Source organism: Micromonospora citrea (assembly GCF_049629545.1).
In the GTDB taxonomy this organism is placed as follows: domain Bacteria; phylum Actinomycetota; class Actinomycetes; order Mycobacteriales; family Micromonosporaceae; genus Micromonospora; species Micromonospora citrea_A.
Window position 1 is genome coordinate 122,047 of record NZ_JBNADX010000020.1, and the last position, 17,997, is coordinate 140,043.

Consider the following 17,997-nt stretch of genomic DNA (forward strand, 5'->3'; position numbering starts at 1 on the left):
CGGTGGACGACCGGAGGAGGCAGACGTGAAGGTGGTCATCGTGGGGGCGGTCGCCGGCGGTATGTCGGCGGCGACGCGGCTGCGCCGGCTGGGACCGGAGCACGAGATCGTCGTGTTCGAGCGCGGCAGCGAGGTGTCGTACGCGAACTGTGGCCTGCCCTACCACGTGGGCGGCGTCATCCCCGACCGCCGCGACCTGCTCCTGCAGACTCCGCAGAGCCTGCGGGCCCGCTTCGACCTCGACGTGCGGGTCCGCAGCGAGGTCGTGGCGATCGACCGGCAGGCGCGGACCGTGCGGGTACGAGACCTCGACACCGGAACCGAATACCGCGAGAGCTGGGACCGGTTGGTGCTCAGCCCCGGCGCGGCCCCGTTCGTGCCGGACCTTCCCGGCATCGAGCGGGCGCTGACGCTGCGCAGCGTCGCCGACGCCGACCGGCTCACCGCGCTGCTGCGGGAGCAGCGCCCCGCCACGGCGGTCGTCGTCGGTGGCGGCTTCATCGGGCTGGAGACGGCGGAGAACCTTCACCGGCGTGGCCTGCGGGTCACCGTGGTCGAGTTGGACAGCCAGGTCCTCGCCCCGATCGACCCCGAGCTGGCGGCCCTGGTCCACACCGAGTTGCGCCGGCACGGGGTGGGGCTGGTGCTCGGCGCCGGCCTGGCCAAGGTGCTGCCCGACGCCGTGGAACTCGGCGACGGGCAGGTCCTCCCGGCGGACCTCGTCGTGCTCGCCATCGGGGTACGCCCGGAGACCCGGCTGGCCAGGCAGGCCGGCCTGGACCTGGGCCCGCGCGGCGGCATCGCCGTGGACGAGTCGATGCGCACCAGCGACCCGCGCATCCACGCGGTCGGCGACGCGGTCGAGAAGACCGACCGGCTCGACGGTTCGACGATCCCGGTGCCGCTGGCCAACACCGCCAACCGCCAGGGCCGCCTGGTCGCCGACGTCATCGCCGGTCGTCCGGCCACGCTGACCGGCCGGATCGGCACCGCCGTCGTCCGGGTCTTCGACCTGACCGTCGCGGTCACCGGGTGGAACGAGAAACGTCTGCGCGCGGCCGGCCGCGCCCATCAGGCCGTGCACACCCACCCCTTGTCCCACGCGGGCTACTACCCCGGCGCCGACCCGATGTCGCTCAAGCTGCTCTTCGACCCGGAGAACGGGGCGATCCTCGGCGCGCAGGGCGTCGGCGGCGAGGGAGTGGACAAGCGCATCGACGTACTCGCCGTCGCGCTGCGCGCGGGGCTGCCCGCCGAGGACCTCGCCGACCTCGAGTTGGCGTACGCACCTCAGTACGGGTCGGCCAAGGACCCGGTCAACATGCTCGGTTACATCGCCGAGAACATCCGCACCGGGATGACCCGTACCGTGCAGTGGCACGAGATCATCGACCGGGTCGCCGCCGGGGCGTACCTGCTCGACGTACGGACCGCCGCCGAGCACGCCGCCGGCAGCATCCCCGGATCGCTGAACATTCCCGTCGACGACCTGCCCGGCCGGCTCGACGACCTGCCCGACGGTGAGCTGATCGTCTACTGCCAGCTCGGCATGCGGGGGCACACCGCCACCAGCCTGCTGACCGGCACAGGTCACCACGCCGCCAACCTCGACGGCGGCTTCCGAACCTGGTCCGTCGCCACCGCCGAGCCGCAGGCCGAGCGGGCCGGCTGAGCAGCGCCACGTCACTGCGGTCCGCAGCGTGTCACCCGGTGCTCCTACAGTCGGTGCGTGGAGCGGTTCCTGCGGTTCGAGCACGCCGAACGCGACGGCGTGCACACCTACGTGGCCCGGGTCGGTGAGCAGGACATGCCGGAGCCGCTCTGGCCGGGGCTGTGGGAGCAGTCGTATCCCACCGCGCCGGAACTGAGCCCGTACCTGCGACACGGGATCAACAACTCGTGCGGGGAGGCGCCGGCGGTGTGGCGGGCCCTGGCCTGGGCGCTGACCGAGGGCACCGAGCGGCACGCCATTCCCTGCTACTACCGCGACGAGGCGGCCAACCTGCTCGGTGTCGATCGTGCCACGATCCGCACGGTGGGCTGGGAGTACGAGGTCGACGTCGAGCGGGCCGACTGGCCCGCCGCCGACCGGGGATTCGTCCCGGCGAGGGCCTGCGTACCGCTGCGGCCGGCGCCCGACCGGTGGCAGCGGGATCACCGCGAGCGGGCCGGGCTGTTCCCGCTGGACACGTTCGCGCAGCTCACGGCACTGGAGCTGGCCGTCGGTGGCGACGCCGCCTCGGAGCTCACCCTGTTCGGCCTGGGCGGCCCGGCGGGCCGACGCTCACCGGGACTCGCGGACGTGCTCGACCGGCCCGACCGCCCGGAACTCCGCCATCTCCTGCGGCCCGGTGACGTCTTCGTCGACCTGGCCGTCGTGCGCGACTACCCGATGGGCTGGACCAACTACCTGACCGTCAAGACCCTCGGCCCCACCGACCGGGTGTGGGACCTGGCGGACCACTACAGCGCGGCCTTCCGCCGCTACCTCGCCGCACTGCCTCGGATACGCACGTTCGAGGACTTTCACGCCGCGATCGACGAGCTGCTCGCCGCACCAACCGGTGGCGACCAGCGCTGACCCCGCGACCCGTGCCGTCGCCGCGCCGGCGAATCGCCGGCCCGGCCGGCCGTCAGGGCCGGCGCCGGCCGTCGTGCTCAACGGTGGCGTGCCAGTTGCTCGACCTCGACGAGACTGGTGACGCGATCGCATTCGTCGTCGGTCAGCTTGTTGATCAGCGCCTTGCCGGCCTGGGCCTGCCGGGTGGTGGGCAGCGCCCCGGCGACCAGATCAGGCAGCAGCAACTCGTAGCCCACCCGGGCCCGGGGCGAGTACCGGTGACGGCAGCGCGCCACCGCGGTCGCCACCCGCAGGGCGTGCTCGTTGCCCGGCGGGACGTGCGGCCGGTCGACCTCGCGTGCCCCGAACCGCATGCGGTGGTGGAAGTCGCACGTCTCGCAGGTCACCGGCCCTCTGGTCAGGGTCGATGCGCAGGACGGGCAGGTCAGCCGATCGAGCGCGCCGTCGACCGTCCGCCACTCGTACCCGGCGGGATCGTGCGCGACGAGCCAGGCCACCTCGACCTCGTCGGCGCTGTCCGGGGTGACCTCGAGGTCGGTCAGCAGTCGGTGCCAGGACCGGCGCAGCTCGACCTCGATGGTCGCGACGACACCGGCGAGCAGGGGACTGCGCCAGTGCGTCACGGTGGTCATCGTGGCAGTCGACCCTTCCTGCCGCGAGCCGTTTGCCGCCGTGGCTCGCGGCAGTGCGCGCCGCCGCCCGAGCGGGTGCACGTCGGCCGGCACCGAGCGGTGCCGGCCGACCCGGTACGTGGCGAGCCTCAGCTCACCGCCTGCCGCACGAGCGCGCCGATCCTGGCCTCGTCGTCGGCGGTCAGCTCGGTCAGGGCGAACGAGGTCGCCCACATGGTGCCGTCGTCGAGGTTCGCCTCGTCGCTGAAGCCGAGGGTGGCGTACCGCGTCTTGAACTTCGCCGCGCTCTGGAAGAAGCAGACCACCTTGCCGTTGCGGGCGTACGCGGGCATCCCGTACCACAGCTTGGGTGCGAGGGCCGGCGCGTTGGCCTTGATGACGGCGTGCAGCCGCTCGGCGATCGCCCGGTCGGACTCCGACATCTCGGCGATCTTCGCGAGCACGTCGATCTCCGGGTCCGGCCTGGGGCCGCGGCGCGTGCGCGTCTTCAGCTCCGTGGCGCGCTCCTTCATCGCGGCGCGCTCCTCGTCGGTGAAACCGTCGTACTTGTCGCCGTTCGCGGCGGTGGTCTTCGTCGTGTTCGACATGGCAGTGTCCTCTTTCTGTGGCGGGTTGCTACGGGCGGTGCCGGTCAGTGGAGCCCTGTTCGGGGCGGCGTGTGGAGCCTGTCCTCGAATCGTGGTCGAGGACGATGTCACCAGGAGCCCGCCTGCTGGCGGGTCGGGGCGTTGAGCCGGTTGAAGGCGTTGGTGATCGCGATGTTGAGCAGCAGCGCGGCCAGCTCCTTCTGGTCGAAGTGCGTGGCGGCCACGTCCCACACCTGGTCCGGCACCGGGTCCGGCCGGTCGGCGAGCCGGGTCACGGCCTCGGTCAGGGCCAGCGTGGCGCGTTCCTCGTCGCTGAACCAGGGCGTCTCCCGCCACGCAGCGACGGCGTCGACCTGCTCCGTGGTCGCCCCGTGCTGGCGTGCCTGGTGCGCGCCCCCGGCCACACACGGGCCGCAGCCGTTGATCTGGCTGGCCCGCAGGTGGCTCAGCGCCAGCAGCCTGCCGTCGACCCCGGCGCCCACGACGGCCCGGTTGACCGCCATCAGGGCCTCCATCGCCTCGGGGATCAGAACCGCCGGGTTCGGCATGCGCTCGGTCGACATCGTTTCTCCTTCGTCGCGGGTGTTCCTGACAGGAGTCATCCGACCATCGGCGTACCGGTGCCCGCGTGGTCCGTGGGACACCGTGGGACACCAGCAACGAGGCTGAGCAGCGCAAACACCTCACCTTTCCAGACGCGCGGTGCGGGACGGGTACGGTGTGGCACGTGTCCAGCCCCCAGGAGCAACTGGTGGCCCAACTCGCCCGGATCAAGGAGCTGAGTGGGCTCAGCCTGCGCGCCCTCGCCGGCCGGGCGGGTCTGAGCAGCTCGTCGCTCTCGCGGTACCTGACCGGTCGGCTCGTGCCACCCTGGGACGCCGTCGTGGCGCTGTGCCGGGCCGTCGGTCGCGACCCCCGGCCACTGCGGGCGGTGTGGGCCGAGGCGAACAAGGCCGGCGCGGCGCCCGCCCCGCGCCGCAACGATCTGCCGGCCGACCTGTTCGACTTCACCGGCCGGGAAGCGGAAGCCGCGCTGGTCGAAGAGCTGCTGCGGGCCGCCGGCGCGGTCGCGATCGACGGCATGGCGGGCGTGGGCAAGTCCAGCCTGGCCGTGCACGTGGCCCATCGGCTCGCCCCGACGTATCCGGACGGCGGGCTCTACCTCGACCTGCACGGCTTCACCCCGGGCCAGGAACCGCTGGAACCGCAGGCCGCGCTGGGTCGCCTGCTCAGCGCGTTGGACGTCCCACATCCCCCCGCGGGCGCGGCCGAACGCGCGGCGCTGTGGCGCTCGGAGTTGTCGCGCCGGCGGGTGCTCGTCGTGCTGGACAACGCGGTCGACGCGGACCAGGTGCGCCCGCTGCTGCCCGGCGCGGGCAGGTCCGGGGTCCTGATCACCAGCCGCCACCGCCTGGTGAGCCTGGACGGTGTGCCGCCGGTGGCCCTGGAGCCACTGGCCGACGTGGACGCGGCGCACCTGTTCGGCCGGGCGGCCGGACTCACGCTCACCGAGGAGGAAGCGGCCGGCCAGGTGCTGCGACTGTGCGGCGGGCTCCCGCTGGCGCTGCGGATGGCGGGGGCGCGGCTGCGTCACCGACCGGGTTGGACGGTGGCGGTGCTGGCCGTGCGGCTGCGCGACAGCGCCAACCGCTTCGACTCGGTGTTCGGCATGTCGCTGCGGCAGCTCGACACCGTTCAGCGTCGCGTGTTCCGGCTGCTGGGCGTCCTGCCGGGCGCCGACTTCGACGCGGCGACGGTGGGCGCGCTCACCGACCTGCCACCCGGGCGCGCCGGCGCGGCGCTGGACGAACTGGTCGATGCCCACCTGGTCCAGGAGCCCGCACCCGGGCGGTACCGGATGCACGACCTGATCCGCCGGTACGCGGCGGACCTCGCCGCCGACGAGGAGCCGCAGGCCGACGCCGCCCTGCGCCGGGTCCTGCGCCACTACCTGGCGCAGGCCGTCGCCCACGACGAGACGCTGCCCTCACCGCACCGCAAGCACCCCACGCCGGGAGATCCGGTCAAGGCGCTGGCCTGGTTCGACCTCGAGTACGTCAACCTGGTGGCCTGCTTCGACGCCGCCGTCCGGCTCGGCGTGGACGAGGTGGTCGCCGAGCTGCCGCAGGCCATGCGGGTCTGGTTCTTCCGGCACCGCGGCACCGACGACCAGGTACGCCTGCTCGAAGCCGCCGCGGCCGCCGCCGCACGCCTCGGCCGCGACCAACAGCGGGCCTCGCTGCTCGCGGACCTCGGGTTCGCCCGCGCCGCCGCCGGACGCCTCACCGACGCGCTTGCCGCCTACGAACTGGCCGCGCAGTCCGGGCCGTACGACGACCTCGCCGCCGCTCTGGGACTGCGCCTCGGCCTCGTACGCCGGGACCTCGGTGACCTGCCGGCGGCGCAGGCGCAGTTCCGGCGGGCCCGCGAGCTGTTCGACCGGCTCGGCAACCGCGCCGGACAGTCACAGGCGCTGGCCTTCGACGGATGGGTGACCCTTCACCTCGGGCAGCCCGGCGAAGCCGTCGAACTCGCCCGGGCATCCGTCGCCCTGGCCGACGGGCCCGCCCGCATCACCGGGCTGGTTACCCTCGGTGTCGCGCTGGCGTCCGACGACCCGGAGCAGTCGCTGCGCACGCTGCACGACGCGTTGCGCCTGTCCGAGCAGCACGATCTGGCGCACCATCAGGCGTGGTGCCACAGCTGCCTCGGTGTCGCGCTGCGGATCGCGGGGTCGGCCGAGGAGGCGCTCGAGCACCACCGGCGCGCCCTGGAGTTGTTGGAACCCCTGGCCGAGGTGCAGCTCGAGATCGACGTCCTGCACACCTACGCCGAGACGTGCCGCGTGGCGGGCCGCCACGACGAGGCGCTGACGCTGCTCGACCGGATCACCGAGTTCGCGCGTGAGCTGGGCCGGCCGTACGACGACGAGCGCGCCCGCGCGGCGCGGGAGAGCGTGCTAGCTGCCCGCTGACCCGGTACCACCGGGGCGGGTGTGGCGTTCGTCCGACGGAGTGGGTCGGGCTTTTGCCCGGTGCGATCGCGGGTATACGCCGCCGACAGTCACCGATCGCGTCGTGCCGGACCTGAGGGGGCCTTGATGGCTGTTCGTGCATCCGAGCTGGCTGCCATGGTCATGATCGGCGACGGCGTACTCGGCACGGTGATGCCCGAGCGTCACGTCTCCCGCTGGATCCTCGGGCCACAACGGTGGCGGCCGATGCGCGTCTTCGCCGAACGTCCCGCCCTCACCCGGGCCCTCGGCGCCGTCGAGGCCGCCGTCGGGATGTGGTGGGCGGCCAGGCTCCCGGCGACGTCGCGCTGAGGGGACCTCGCGTCTGCCGGCCGCCCAGAGGCTGCACCGGCAAGACGCCGCCCGCACGCGCTCCCGGGGCGTTGCGAGGAAGCCAGCTGCCCGGTCGACCGGGCAGGTGCGTCAGGCCGCGCCGCCGTCCGAGCGGGCGGCCGTCGCCTGCCCGTCCGGGGTGCTCCACACCGCCGGCCGTGCGGCGGGTGGCGCCGCGGCGGCGGCCCGGTACCGGAACACGTGCCGGTAGGTCCGGGGGCTGACGCCACTGACCCGACCGAAGTGCTGACGCAGGTTGGCGCCCGTGCCGAAGCCGGTGCGGTGCGCGATCCGCTCCACCGAGTCGTCCGTGGTCTCCAGCAACTCCTGAGCCAGCCGCACCCGCTGCTCCAGCAGCCACTGCAGGGGAGTGGTCCCCAGTGTGTCCCGGAACCGTCGGGCGAAGGTACGGGGGCTCAGGTTCGCCTCCCGGGCCAGGTCGTTGACGGTCAAGGGCTGGTCGAGTCGGTTGCGGGCCCACTCCAGCGCCGGGCTCAACGCGTCCGACGGCACACCGCGCACCGGCGGCGGCGGGTACTGCGCGTGCTCCCCGGCCCGATGCGGCGGCACCACCATCCGCCGGGCCACCTCATGGGCGACCGCCGCGCCGTGGTCGCGTCGTACCAGGTGCAGGCACAGGTCGATGGCGGCAGCCGTCCCGGCGGAGGTGAGGACTTCACCTTCGTCCACGTACAGCACCCGGGGATCGAGGTGCACCAGCGGGTAGCGCGCCGCGAAGTCCTGCGCGTTCATCCAGTGGGTCGTCGCCCGCCGTCCGTCGAGCAGGCCGGCCGCCGCCATGACGTACGCGCCCGTGCAGAGGCCCACGATGCGACTGCCTCGCCCGTACGCCACCCGCAGCGCCTCGACCAGGTCGGCCGGCGGGTCGACCTGCGTCGCCCGGGCGAGCGCCGGCACCAGCACCGTGTCCGCCTCGACGAGGTCGTCCAGCCCGTAGGGCGGGTCGAGCCAGCCGCCTCCGCTCAGGCGCAGCGGGCCCGGGGTGACCGCGCACATGCGCATCTCGTACCACGGGTCGGTGATGTCCCGGCGGTCGGTGCCGAACACCTCCTGGGGCACCGCCAGCTCGAAGATCGGCAGGTTGTCGGTCACCGCCACCGCGACGACGTGCCCTGCCATGGCAGGAATCTAGCGCAGCCCGGCACGAATCGACCTGTCTCACCCCGGCCGGTCCGGGCGAAGGTGATCACATGGCTGAGACACCCGCGCCGGCGACGGGTCGGTTGACCGTCGCGCAGGGCACCGCCCTGTACGTCGGCGCCGTCCTGGGGACCGGAGTCATCGCACTTCCCGCGCTGGCGGCCGAGGCCGCCGGCCCCGCGTCACTGTTCGCGTGGCTGCTGCTGGTGATCGTGTCCGCGCCGCTCGCGGCGACCTTCGCCGCGCTCGGCTCCCGCTACCCCGACGCGGGCGGTGTGTCCACGTACGCCCGGATGGCCTTCGGGACACCAGCCGCAGCGGTCGTCGGCTGGTGCTTCTACTTCGCGGTGCCGCCCGGCGCCGCCGCCGCGGCGCTCTTCGGCGGCGCGTACGTCGAGGCGGCCGTGGGCGGCGGCGGCACGACCGTGGCGATCACGGCCCTGCTGCTCATGGTCGTCGTCACGACCACCAACTTCTTCGGCGTCCGACTCGCCGGGCGGGTGCAGCTCGCGCTGGCCGGCATCCTGGTCACCTTCCTGCTCGTGGCCGTGCTGCTGTCCCTGCCGCACGCCTCGACCGGCAACCTGCAGCCGTTCGCGCCGCACGGCTGGACGGCGATCGGCCCGGCCGCCGCGCTGCTGGTCTGGAGCTTCGTCGGCTGGGAGGCGATCACCCACCTGACCGCCGAGTTCCGCCGTCCGGCCCGCGACCTGCCCAGGGCCACCGCCGCGGCGGTCGTCGTGGTGGGCGTGCTGTACCTCGCGGTGGCCTTCGCCGTCGTCGCCGTACTCGGATCGGCCGCAGCCGAGGCCGACGCCCCGCTGGGTGAGCTGTTCGCCGTCGCGCTCGGCGGTGACGCCCGGTGGCCGGCCGCCGCGACCGCGCTGCTGCTCACCTTCGGGGCGATGAACGCCTACTACGCCGGGGCGGCCAAGCTCGGCGCGGCCCTCGGCCGCGACGGGGCGCTGCCCGCCTGGCTGGCCCGAGGAAGCGTGGCAGGCGAGGTACCCCGGCACAGTCTCGCCGTCAACGCCGGGCTGTCCTTCCTGGCCCTGCTCGTGGTGCTGGTCGCCGCTGTCGGCCCCCGCCCGTTGGTGCTGCTGACCACCGGGTCCTTCGTCACGGTGTACGCCGTGGGCGTCGCGGCGGCGCTGCGACTGCTGCCGCGCCGCAGCAGGACCTGGTACGCCGCCGTGGCGACCGTCGGCGCGGTGATCTTCCTGCTGGTCATGACCGGTGTCTACCTCGTGTGGCCGTTGATCGTCACCGGCGCGGCCCTGCTCTACCTGCGGCTAACGGGCAACCGGGCCTCCCGCACCGGAGCGCCGGCCTCGGCTCCCAACGAGGTGGCCGACGGTGGGGTGTGGACGCGGACCGCGCAGGTCGGACGGACCGACATCAGGTGAGGGCAAGGAGGCGGCGCTACCAGCATCTGGCCCCGGTACCCCGAGAGGCCGGCACGGAAGTAGGCCAACAGAGGCCGAACGGCTGGTTTCCGCCACGAATCGCCCCGGCATGATCAGCGGTCGTGATCATGATCAGTCGCGGCAGCGCGTGCCCCCGCTGCGGGCAGGCCACCGTGTCCATCCGCGAGGCGGTGCCCTGGTGTGCCGTCTGCGAGTGGAACCTCGACACCTTCGACCGGGCTGGTCGGGCATCGGAGTTCGGCTGGGCCTGGATCGACCGCGGCACCTATCGACTCGCGGCGCGACTGAACCGCCAGCAGTACGCGGTGCTGGTCGATCGACCGCTGGAGTCGTCCGGCCTCGGCCTGGCCGGCGTGTTGACCGCGGTGGCGTCGATCCTGCTCACCGCCGGGGTCGTCGTGCTGGCGGCGATCGGGGTGTGGCTGTTGTTCGCCTTCCCGTTCCCGAACGTGGCCGTCGTCCTCGGGGTGGCCATGATCGGCCTCGCGGTGGCGCTGCGGCCGCGGTTCGGTCGCCTCGACCCGGACCTGGACGTCGTCTCGCGGGAGCAGGCTCCGGGACTGCACGCGTTGGTGGACGAGGTCGCCGGCGCGGTCGGTGCTCCGCTGCCGCACGTCGTCGCGGTCGACGACTCGTTCAACGCCTACACCACATCGGTCGGGCTGCGCCGGCGGCGGGTCCTGGTGCTGGGGCTGCCGCTGTGGGGCGCGTTGGACGGCCAGGCGCGGATCGCGCTGCTCGGGCACGAGCCGGGCCACTTCGTCAACGGTGACGTGCGGCGGCTGCTGGTCACCCAACCGGCGCTGACCATGCTCGGCAACGCCGCCGACCTGTTCCGCCCCGGCCACAGCTCGGTCGGTGGCGGCATCATCGAGATGATCGGCGACGCCCTGGGCAGGATGCTGTCCTGGACGGTGTCCCGCCTGCTGTTCGGTGCCCATCTGCTGCTGGTGGTGACCGCGTTGCGCGACAGCCAACGGGCCGAGTACCTGGCCGACGAGATGGCGGCCCGGGCGGCCGGCACGGCCGGTGCCACCCAGATGCTGGACACCGTGTTGCACGGTGACGCGGTGCTGCAGGTCGTCCGGCAGTCGTGCCGGGGCGGTGCGGGACCGGCCACATGGCGGGCGGACGTCGGCCGGTCGCTGACCGCCGCCGCCGACCGGCTCCCGTTGCTGCGCCAGTTCTCCATCCGCGAGCGGACCTCGCTGTTCGCCTCGCATCCGCCGCAGGGCCTACGGCACCGGATGCTCACCGCCCGTGCCCGGCAGGATTCCCGGGTGACGCTGACCGAGACGCGGGCGGAGCAGTTGGACGCCGAACTGGCGCGGCACTTCGAGCGCGTCGGCCGTCAGCTCGCCTGGGCCACCGACTGAGCTGTCGTGTCCGGCGGCGGGCATACGGTTGGCGGGGGGACCACGCTGTCGTCGGACAGGATCTCGACGTCCTCGGTCAGGGCCTCGAAGAGGGCCTTCCTCGCCCGTGCTCGCCGGTCATGACGGTCTCCGACATCTGACTCCGGAAGGCGGCTCGCCGGGAGCCGTGTCGGGAAACCGCCACTGACGTGCGGCAATGCGACGATCGACCGTAGGTTGCGTGGCCATGAGACTCAGACTCGCCCTTGCCGTCGCGACCGCGGCGCTGGCGTCCGTCATCGTCCTCCCCGCCGCGGCCCATGCCGCACCGGACAGCCTGGCCTGCGCTGCGGCGGGAAGCTACAGCCGCGTCGTCGACGGCACGCCGACGACCTTCTGGCTGGTCGGCTCCGTGAGCACCTATCGGTACTGGCACGTCGTCGACGCCGCCTCCGACAACTACCAGCGCAGCTACGTCGTGCGGTGCAGCGGCGAAACGATCGCCACCGCCACGGATCTGGCCGTGACCGCCACCGGCGGCGATCGCTGCGGCAGCACCTCAACCACCCAGTACCAGTACGTAGGCGCGCGGACCGGCCTCGAGCCGAATCCGGGCTGGCCAGGGTTCTACCTGGAGTACGAGTACCACTACTGGCACGTGAAGCGCTGGGTATGGTCCGGATTCTTCGGGTACTGGACCTACGACCACTCAGAACTCGCCCGCTGCCTCATCTGAGGCGGGCTGACACGGGGACCTGCGGCAGGGCTTCAGCTTGCAGGAAGAGTCGCCCACGGCTGTTCCTGCGAGTCTGAAGGACGGGCAGCCTGATCTCATACTCTTCGGTCGCGGGCTCGAGTCCCGCCCGCCCCACTTTGTTGATCTTCCATGCGGGACCAGCCCGCCGTGACCCGTGACGGCTGCCAGGCTGTGCGGGGCGGGCCTCTTCAAGGTGCCTGCCGCACGTCGTCGGGCGTCGAGGGCATCCACTTCCTGGTCGATCACCTCAGTTGACCAGCGCCAACGAGGCCCTCGATCTGTGTGCGGAGATCTTCGCCGAAAAGATGTCCCAGGACCTGCCGGCCATCTGCTCTGGCGCGTCAGGGCTTGCCTTCTCCCGCCGCGGCGACCGCGGCTGCGACGGTCGCGAGCAATTGGTTCGTCGCGGACACTAGTTCGGAGTTGTCCCCTTCGACGAAGTAGCTACGTGCGGCTGTCAGTGTGCGCTCCGCCTCAGCGAGGTCACTCGCGCCGAAGAGGACGACACCGAGTCCCATGTGGGCGTAGCCGGCCACAAGAGGTTGATCCAGCGCTTCGGACATGGTCACCGCCGCCCGACACTGCGCTTCTGCCTCCTCGATCGGTCCGGTTCTCGTGAGCAGCAAGCCCAGGTCGGTCAGCACCCTGCTGCAGAGGGCGACCTCGCCGGCCCGCTCGAGCACGTCGGCCGATTTCCGTAGTGTCTCCTCGGCTTCTCCCGCACGCTGTCGCTCGACGAGATCCCGGCCCAAGCCATATAGAACCTCGCCCTGCTCGGCGTGGTTGCCGGCGTCGGCGTATCGCTGAGCGGCGGAACGAGTCGCCGCGTCCGCGTCGTCGAGCCGGCCGGCGGCGTGCAGGACGTCACCCAGACTGCGCAGGGTTTGCGCCTCTCCCGCAACGTGACCAACCGCTCGGCAGATCGCAAGATCTTCGGACAGAGCGTCGACGGCGAGGTCGTGGTGCCCGAGCTGATGACGAACCATGCCGAGGTGGAAGTAGGATCGTCCGAGGCCGATCCGGTCAGCACCATAGCGACGGGCCTCGACCGCCGCCTCATACGAGGCGGCAGCCTCCCCTGGCAGCCCCAGCGCGCTCAGTACGCGGCCGATTTGATGCAGCGCCCGGCCCTTCTGTTCGGTTTCGCCTGCCGCGTCATACAGATCGGCAGCACGGCGCTGCGTCGCAGCGGCGGCCGGGTAGTCATCCATGTCCGCAAGCAGTAGCCCGAGGTTGAACAGCGCCGCCGCCTCCCGGCCCGGATCGCCGGCCTCGGCGCCCAAGCGGACCGCGGTGCGAAAGGCCGCTTCGGCGTCGTCAAGGTTCCCGGCGGCGTGCTGGGCCGCACCCATGTTGTTGACCGCCAGCGACTGCCCAGACGGATTGTGATTCGCCTCGTGAAGCTCGGCGGCCCGCCGGTGCGCGTCGACCGCCTCGGCGAATCTGGACCGCCCGGCCAGAGCAAGACCGAGATTGTTGAACACCGCTGCGGCTCCCGGGTCCGTCGCGGTGGCCGGATCGGCCTCCAGGGCGTCCCTGGCCAACTCGATCGCCTGGTCGAACGCCTTCTCACTGACCAGCAGCGCCACCATGTGCCCGCGCGCGACGAGGACGGCATTCCTGTCGTCGGCGGCCGTCAGCAGGGTCACCGCTTCGCGGTAGAGGTCCAGCGCTTGGGCCGGTTGGCCCAGAGCGGTGAGAACCAGTCCAAGGTGATCCAGAGCGCTCCCCACCCCTTGATTGCTCTTCACCGACCGGTACAGTTCCAGCGCCTTTCGCAGCGGTGCCAGCGCCGCCTGCGCCTGGCCCGCCTCGCGGTGCAACTCGCCCAACGTGAACCACGCGAGCGCCTCGTCGGCCGGCGCGCCATACTCGGCCCGGAGGCGAACAGCCGTCCTCGCGGCCACCACCGCCTCGTCCCACCGGCGCAGCTTGCCCAGCGCCATGGAAAGCGCCAGCTCCGCGTGTGCCCGCCGATCCTTCTGCGTCACCTCGCTGAAGACCTCGGTCGCTTGGCGGTGAGCGGCGGCCGCCTCGGCGAATCGGCCCTGTTCGTAGCGGATGCTTCCCACGGAGACGATCGCATCGGCCCCGCTGTTGGGCCGCCCGATGGCGGTAAACACCTCAGCGGCGTCGTGAAACGCCACTGCGGCCTCGTCGAGGCGCCCAGCTCTGCGCAAGGCGTTCGCGAGAATCGTCAGGCCCTGGGCTTCCCCGCCGCGATCGCCCTGCTTCCGGCATCGGCGTACGGCGGCGGCGGCGACGGCCGCCGTGTCATCGAACCGGCCGACTGCCTCCAGCCGTTTCATCTCCCGCAGCGGCGGCGACAGGCTGGCCCACAACATCCGAGCCCGGACCCGCTGATCCGGGTCTAGGTCGTCGATGCCGACCGGATCGAGGAACGCGCCCATGGCGAGACCTCGCGCAGCTCGCCGCGCGATCTTGACGGAGCTGCGCCCCGGGTCGAGTCGTTCCGCCCGATCGAGTGCCTCGATACTGCCATCGAATTCGCCAAGCGCCATGAGTGCGTGGCCGAGCGTGACGTGTGCCAGCCCGATCGAGGAATTGGCGGCGATCGCTTCCCTGGCGAGGGCCGCGGCTGACGCGGCGCCGTCCTCGTCGTCTTCGAGCAGCAACAGCTGGGCCAGGGTCGTGCAGGCAGCCGCAAATCCGAGACTGTCGAGCTCTCGTTGTAGCTCGTCGGTTCGGTACAGGTCGAGGGCGTGTCGATAGAGCGGGACCGCCTCGGTCCACCGGTCCTCCAGTAACGACAGCCCGTGCGCCTTGCTTGCGACCGCCGTCGCCAGTCTCGGGTAGGTCCTGCGGATCTCCGACAGGATCTCCGACGACTCCTTCACGCGGCCGACGGCACGGAACTGGCTGGCGTCCCAAAGTGCAGCCGCCACCCGGGTCGCTTCCTCGACCGTTGCCGTGCCGGACCGTGTCAGGTACTGATAGGTGGCGTTCGACTCTGCCGTAGAGTCTCTAACGAGGTCCGCTCCGAGCTGCGTCCACGAGGACAGTTCACGGACAGCGACGCCCGGCTTCGCGGCCATGGCCTCCTGCCAAGCCTGCGCCACGTCACGGAATGAGAGCCAGCGCTGCTCTGGAGGCACGGCGACGCACTGCCAGAGGACGCCCAGCGGGCCGTCGCCGACGTCGGGCCGAGCCTTCCGCAGATCGTCGAGGGTGAGACCACGGTCGGTTAGGGTCCGCCACCGGCCGTCTACCGGATCGGGAGCCTGCCAGCGCAGGTTGAGCAGCAACTCCATCGTCGTGCAGCCGAACGCGTACAGGTCCTGAAGCTTGGTGATCGGCTGTCCGGCGGCGCTGGTGGCCACTGCTCCGGACCGCAGCCACTCGGCCGGCAGGTAGTTCAGGTCGCCCGAGACGCCGTCCGGCGATCCGGGCTGATCAAGGACGCGGGCCAGGCCGAAATCCGACAGCTGGGCGCTGATGTCGTCGGACAGCACGCCACCCGGAGCGTTGAGCAGCACATTGGCCGGTTTGATGTCGCCGTGCGCGAACTCCGGGACCTCGGCCTCCATGAACGCCAACGCCTGGAGCAGTTGGCCGACCACCATCGTCAGTATTCCGGTGGCCAGGCCGCCGTGCCTCGCCCCGTCGGTGAGCAGGCTGGCCAGCGACGATCCAGATGCGGTGAGGGGCGAAACGTACGGCATCTGCACGTACGGCCGCAAATCGTACCGGAAGACGCGCAGTGCGGGCAGTACGAACTGGTGCGGCGGCAGGTTGCGCCACAGGGTCGCCTCACGAGCGAAGTCGTCGAGTGTGCTCTTGTCGCGGTAACGGTCGATGCGGGGCGTCTTGACCGCAGAAAGCACGCCGTCGGTGATCGACCGGGTCACATACACGACGCCGAACCCGCCGATGTGCCGGGCCAGGACCTCCACCGGCGGGCGCCCGAGGATCAGTTGGACCACGTCGCCGACGCGATGGGCGTAGGCGTCGTCGCTGTCGGGCGGGGGGGTCGCCTGCCGTAGGTACTCCGATGGGGCGAAGGTGTAGACGTTCTCAGCCACTGGTCGTCTGCTGGCCGTTGGCAGGCTGGTGCGGCGGCGACACGGGCGCGGGGGCTGGAGGGGGCGACCCGGGTGCCGCGCTGACGGGGATGGTGCGGTAGGTAGCCGGCACACCGAACTGCCAGCGCTGCTCGACCGCGTGCGTCCGGACGAGACTCGACTGCAGGCTCTCCACCGTCGCGAGCTGCGCGATCAGCAGGTGCTTGAGCTCGCTCTTGGTGACGCTGTCGCGATCACTGAGTGCGGTGATCATGGTCGCTTGCTTGGCGACCGCGTTTGTCATGGAAAGCAGGTCCGCCAGCCGTTGCTGATACTCAGCCGCCTTCTGTGTCTCGATGGCCTCCTTGCGCCTGGCATCGATGAAGACGTAGACGGCGAACAGTGCGGCGAGGAGACCGACGATGCCGACGATGACATTGAAGATGTCCACAGCAGGATATTGACACGCAACGTCAAGGTGGACATCCGCTGGCGTGACCGGCTGTTCGCCCCGAACGAGGGGTAACAGGTACCGCATTGGCCTACTCGACAGCACCCTCGCCCGCACCAGCGTCGGCGGCTCGGTCAGTCGGGCGGGTCCATCGGGCACCACCCGATGTCCGTGAGCTGGGCAGATTCAGTGGCAGCGGGGTGCCGGCAATGGTGGCGGTGTGGTTCGCATGGTGGTACCTCCGGCCCCGGCCGATCGCAGCGGGCGGGGCCGGAGGCGAGCCGCACCGGGCCGCAGCCCGGACGTCGACGACCACCTGCTGTTCGTCCCGACCGGGCAGCGAGCAGGCACCGTCGGCGCCGCGCCGCCACGAAGCTGCGGATACTCAGCCCCGTCCATCTGCAACAAACCTGCACGTCGCAAACCTTGCCTTGCCGGTAAGCGCTTTCCTAGCCTGTGTTTCATCGATGTTAATCCTTGTCCGGGCAAGAGTCAGTGTCGAAGTCACGTGCGGCGTGGGGTTGTAGGGCGCAGCCCTCCCGACGTGCTCACTCCAGAGGAGTCCACAGTGAGATCGAAGGCGAGACTCAAGCTCGTTGCGGGCGGGACCGCGGTCGCCGCGGTGACGGCGGTCAGCGCGATCCTGGCGGTGCCGCAGGCGTCGGCAGCGGTCGGCGGCGTCACCGGCTTCGCGACCCAGAACGGTGGGACCACCGGCGGCGCGGGTGGGCAGACGGTGCGGGCCACGACGGGGACCGCGATCCACGCGGCCCTGTGCAGTCGGGCCAGTAGCAGCACCCCGATCATCATCCAGGTCGAGGGGACCATCAACCACGGCAACACCAGCAAGGTGTCGGGTGCGAGCTGCAACACCGCCGACGGGCTGATCGAACTCAAGGACATCAGCAACGTCACGATCCTCGGTGTCGGCGGCGGTGCGGTCTTCGACCAGCTCGGCATCCACATCCGCAACTCCCGCAACATCATCATCCAGAACGTGACCGTCCGGAACGTCAAGAAGTCGGGCTCCCCCACGTCCAACGGCGGTGACGCCATCGGCATGGAGGACAACGTCCGCAACGTCTGGGTCGACCACGTCACCCTGGAGGCCTCGGGCGGCGAGTCGGAGGGCTTCGACGGCCTCTTCGACATGAAGAACAACACCCAGTACGTGACGCTGTCCTACAGCATCCTGCGCAACTCCGGCCGCGGCGGCCTCATCGGCTCCAGCGAGAGCGACCGCTCCAACGGCTTCGTCACCTTCCACCACAACAAGTACGAGAACATCGACTCCCGCACGCCCCTGCTGCGCGGCGGCATCGCCCACATCTACAACAACCACTACGTCAACCTCCACGAGTCCGGCATCAACTCCCGCGCCGGCGCCAAGGCCAAGGTCGACAACAACTACTTCAAGGACTCCAAGGACGTCCTGGGCACCTTCTACACCAGCGAAGCCGGCTACTGGCAGGTCAGCGGCAACACCTTCGACAACGTGACCTGGTCGGCGCGCAGCAGCGACCACAACCCCGCCGGCCCCAACCCGCAGTCCAACACCACCGTCAGCATCCCCTACTCCTACCGCCTCGACGGGGCCAACTGCGTGCCCGGCGTCATCAGCCAGACCGCCGGCGCCAACAAGGGCCTGCAGGTGTCGGACGGCAACTGCACCCCGCAG

At 71.3% G+C, this 17,997-nt stretch carries 14 protein-coding genes; 8 read left to right on the plus strand and 6 right to left on the minus strand.

Going from position 1 to position 17,997, the window contains the following annotated elements:
- Window positions 1-25: 25 nt before the first annotated feature.
- Both ACPFP2_RS21205 and ACPFP2_RS21210 read left to right on the plus strand, forming a co-directional pair.
- Window positions 26-1,672, plus strand: coding sequence for an FAD-dependent oxidoreductase (locus ACPFP2_RS21205; RefSeq protein ID WP_424090911.1), 1,647 nt, complete (start codon window positions 26-28; stop codon window positions 1,670-1,672).
- A gap of 57 nt (window positions 1,673-1,729) precedes the next feature.
- A complete protein-coding gene (locus ACPFP2_RS21210) occupies window positions 1,730-2,581 on the plus strand; it encodes a hypothetical protein (RefSeq protein ID WP_424090912.1) in 852 nt (283 codons plus the stop codon).
- Window positions 2,582-2,658: 77 nt separating this feature from the next.
- Here the strand turns inward: ACPFP2_RS21210 and ACPFP2_RS21215 are convergent, their stop codons facing one another.
- The 3 genes from ACPFP2_RS21215 to ACPFP2_RS21225 all read right to left on the minus strand — a co-directional run bounded on the left by ACPFP2_RS21215 (window position 2,659) and on the right by ACPFP2_RS21225 (window position 4,363).
- Complete coding sequence (locus ACPFP2_RS21215) at window positions 2,659-3,213, minus strand: hypothetical protein (RefSeq protein WP_424090913.1); 555 nt, start codon at window positions 3,211-3,213, stop codon at window positions 2,659-2,661.
- Between the two features lie 128 nt (window positions 3,214-3,341).
- Window positions 3,342-3,800, minus strand: a complete 459-nt coding sequence (locus ACPFP2_RS21220; RefSeq protein ID WP_424090914.1) for an iron chaperone — start codon at window positions 3,798-3,800, stop codon at window positions 3,342-3,344.
- Between the two features lie 107 nt (window positions 3,801-3,907).
- Window positions 3,908-4,363 (minus strand): carboxymuconolactone decarboxylase family protein, encoded by a 456-nt coding sequence (locus tag ACPFP2_RS21225; RefSeq protein ID WP_424090915.1) that lies wholly within the window; start codon window positions 4,361-4,363, stop codon window positions 3,908-3,910.
- Window positions 4,364-4,527: 164 nt separating this feature from the next.
- Here ACPFP2_RS21225 and ACPFP2_RS21230 point away from each other — a divergent pair, with 164 nt between their 5' ends.
- Both ACPFP2_RS21230 and ACPFP2_RS21235 read left to right on the plus strand, forming a co-directional pair.
- Window positions 4,528-6,774 (plus strand): ATP-binding protein, encoded by a 2,247-nt coding sequence (locus ACPFP2_RS21230; protein ID WP_424090916.1) that lies wholly within the window; start codon window positions 4,528-4,530, stop codon window positions 6,772-6,774.
- A 126-nt stretch (window positions 6,775-6,900) separates the two neighbouring features.
- The gene (locus ACPFP2_RS21235) at window positions 6,901-7,125 is read left to right on the plus strand and encodes a hypothetical protein (protein WP_157745121.1); all 225 of its coding nucleotides are present in this window, start codon (window positions 6,901-6,903) and stop codon (window positions 7,123-7,125) included.
- Between the two features lie 111 nt (window positions 7,126-7,236).
- Here ACPFP2_RS21235 and ACPFP2_RS21240 read toward each other — a convergent pair whose 3' ends face one another.
- Window positions 7,237-8,286, minus strand: a complete 1,050-nt coding sequence (locus ACPFP2_RS21240) for a GlxA family transcriptional regulator (protein WP_424090917.1) — start codon at window positions 8,284-8,286, stop codon at window positions 7,237-7,239.
- A 71-nt stretch (window positions 8,287-8,357) separates the two neighbouring features.
- Here ACPFP2_RS21240 and ACPFP2_RS21245 point away from each other — a divergent pair, with 71 nt between their 5' ends.
- From ACPFP2_RS21245 to ACPFP2_RS21255, 3 genes are all read left to right on the plus strand, one after another.
- Window positions 8,358-9,713, plus strand: coding sequence for an APC family permease (locus ACPFP2_RS21245; protein ID WP_424090918.1), 1,356 nt, complete (start codon window positions 8,358-8,360; stop codon window positions 9,711-9,713).
- Window positions 9,714-9,841: 128 nt separating this feature from the next.
- The gene (locus tag ACPFP2_RS21250; RefSeq protein WP_424090925.1) at window positions 9,842-11,110 is read left to right on the plus strand and encodes a M48 family metallopeptidase; all 1,269 of its coding nucleotides are present in this window, start codon (window positions 9,842-9,844) and stop codon (window positions 11,108-11,110) included.
- A 226-nt stretch (window positions 11,111-11,336) separates the two neighbouring features.
- Window positions 11,337-11,825, plus strand: a complete 489-nt coding sequence (locus ACPFP2_RS21255; RefSeq protein WP_424090919.1) for a hypothetical protein — start codon at window positions 11,337-11,339, stop codon at window positions 11,823-11,825.
- A gap of 362 nt (window positions 11,826-12,187) precedes the next feature.
- Here ACPFP2_RS21255 and ACPFP2_RS21260 read toward each other — a convergent pair whose 3' ends face one another.
- Complete coding sequence (locus ACPFP2_RS21260) at window positions 12,188-15,889, minus strand: tetratricopeptide repeat protein (protein WP_424090920.1); 3,702 nt, start codon at window positions 15,887-15,889, stop codon at window positions 12,188-12,190.
- A complete protein-coding gene (locus tag ACPFP2_RS21265; RefSeq protein WP_424090921.1) occupies window positions 15,882-16,319 on the minus strand; it encodes a hypothetical protein in 438 nt (145 codons plus the stop codon). The genes ACPFP2_RS21260 and ACPFP2_RS21265 overlap by 8 nt, the downstream gene beginning before the upstream one ends.
- A 622-nt stretch (window positions 16,320-16,941) precedes the next feature.
- Between ACPFP2_RS21265 and ACPFP2_RS21270 the strand changes: the two genes are divergently transcribed.
- The coding region (locus ACPFP2_RS21270) for a pectate lyase family protein (RefSeq protein ID WP_424090926.1) at window positions 16,942-17,997 on the plus strand (1,056 nt) is incomplete at its 3' end.

Bases quoted from the DNA above. Each gene is read 5' to 3' on its own strand.
- ACPFP2_RS21215 (WP_424090913.1), bottom strand. From the start codon at position 3,213: ATGACCACCGTGACGCACTGGCGCAGTCCCCTGCTCGCCGGTGTCGTC.
- ACPFP2_RS21220 (WP_424090914.1), bottom strand. From the start codon at position 3,800: ATGTCGAACACGACGAAGACCACCGCCGCGAACGGCGACAAGTACGAC.
- ACPFP2_RS21225 (WP_424090915.1), bottom strand. From the start codon at position 4,363: ATGTCGACCGAGCGCATGCCGAACCCGGCGGTTCTGATCCCCGAGGCG.
- ACPFP2_RS21235 (WP_157745121.1), top strand. From the start codon at position 6,901: ATGGCTGTTCGTGCATCCGAGCTGGCTGCCATGGTCATGATCGGCGAC.
- ACPFP2_RS21240 (WP_424090917.1), bottom strand. From the start codon at position 8,286: ATGGCAGGGCACGTCGTCGCGGTGGCGGTGACCGACAACCTGCCGATC.
- ACPFP2_RS21245 (WP_424090918.1), top strand. From the start codon at position 8,358: ATGGCTGAGACACCCGCGCCGGCGACGGGTCGGTTGACCGTCGCGCAG.
- ACPFP2_RS21250 (WP_424090925.1), top strand. From the start codon at position 9,842: ATGATCAGTCGCGGCAGCGCGTGCCCCCGCTGCGGGCAGGCCACCGTG.
- ACPFP2_RS21255 (WP_424090919.1), top strand. From the start codon at position 11,337: ATGAGACTCAGACTCGCCCTTGCCGTCGCGACCGCGGCGCTGGCGTCC.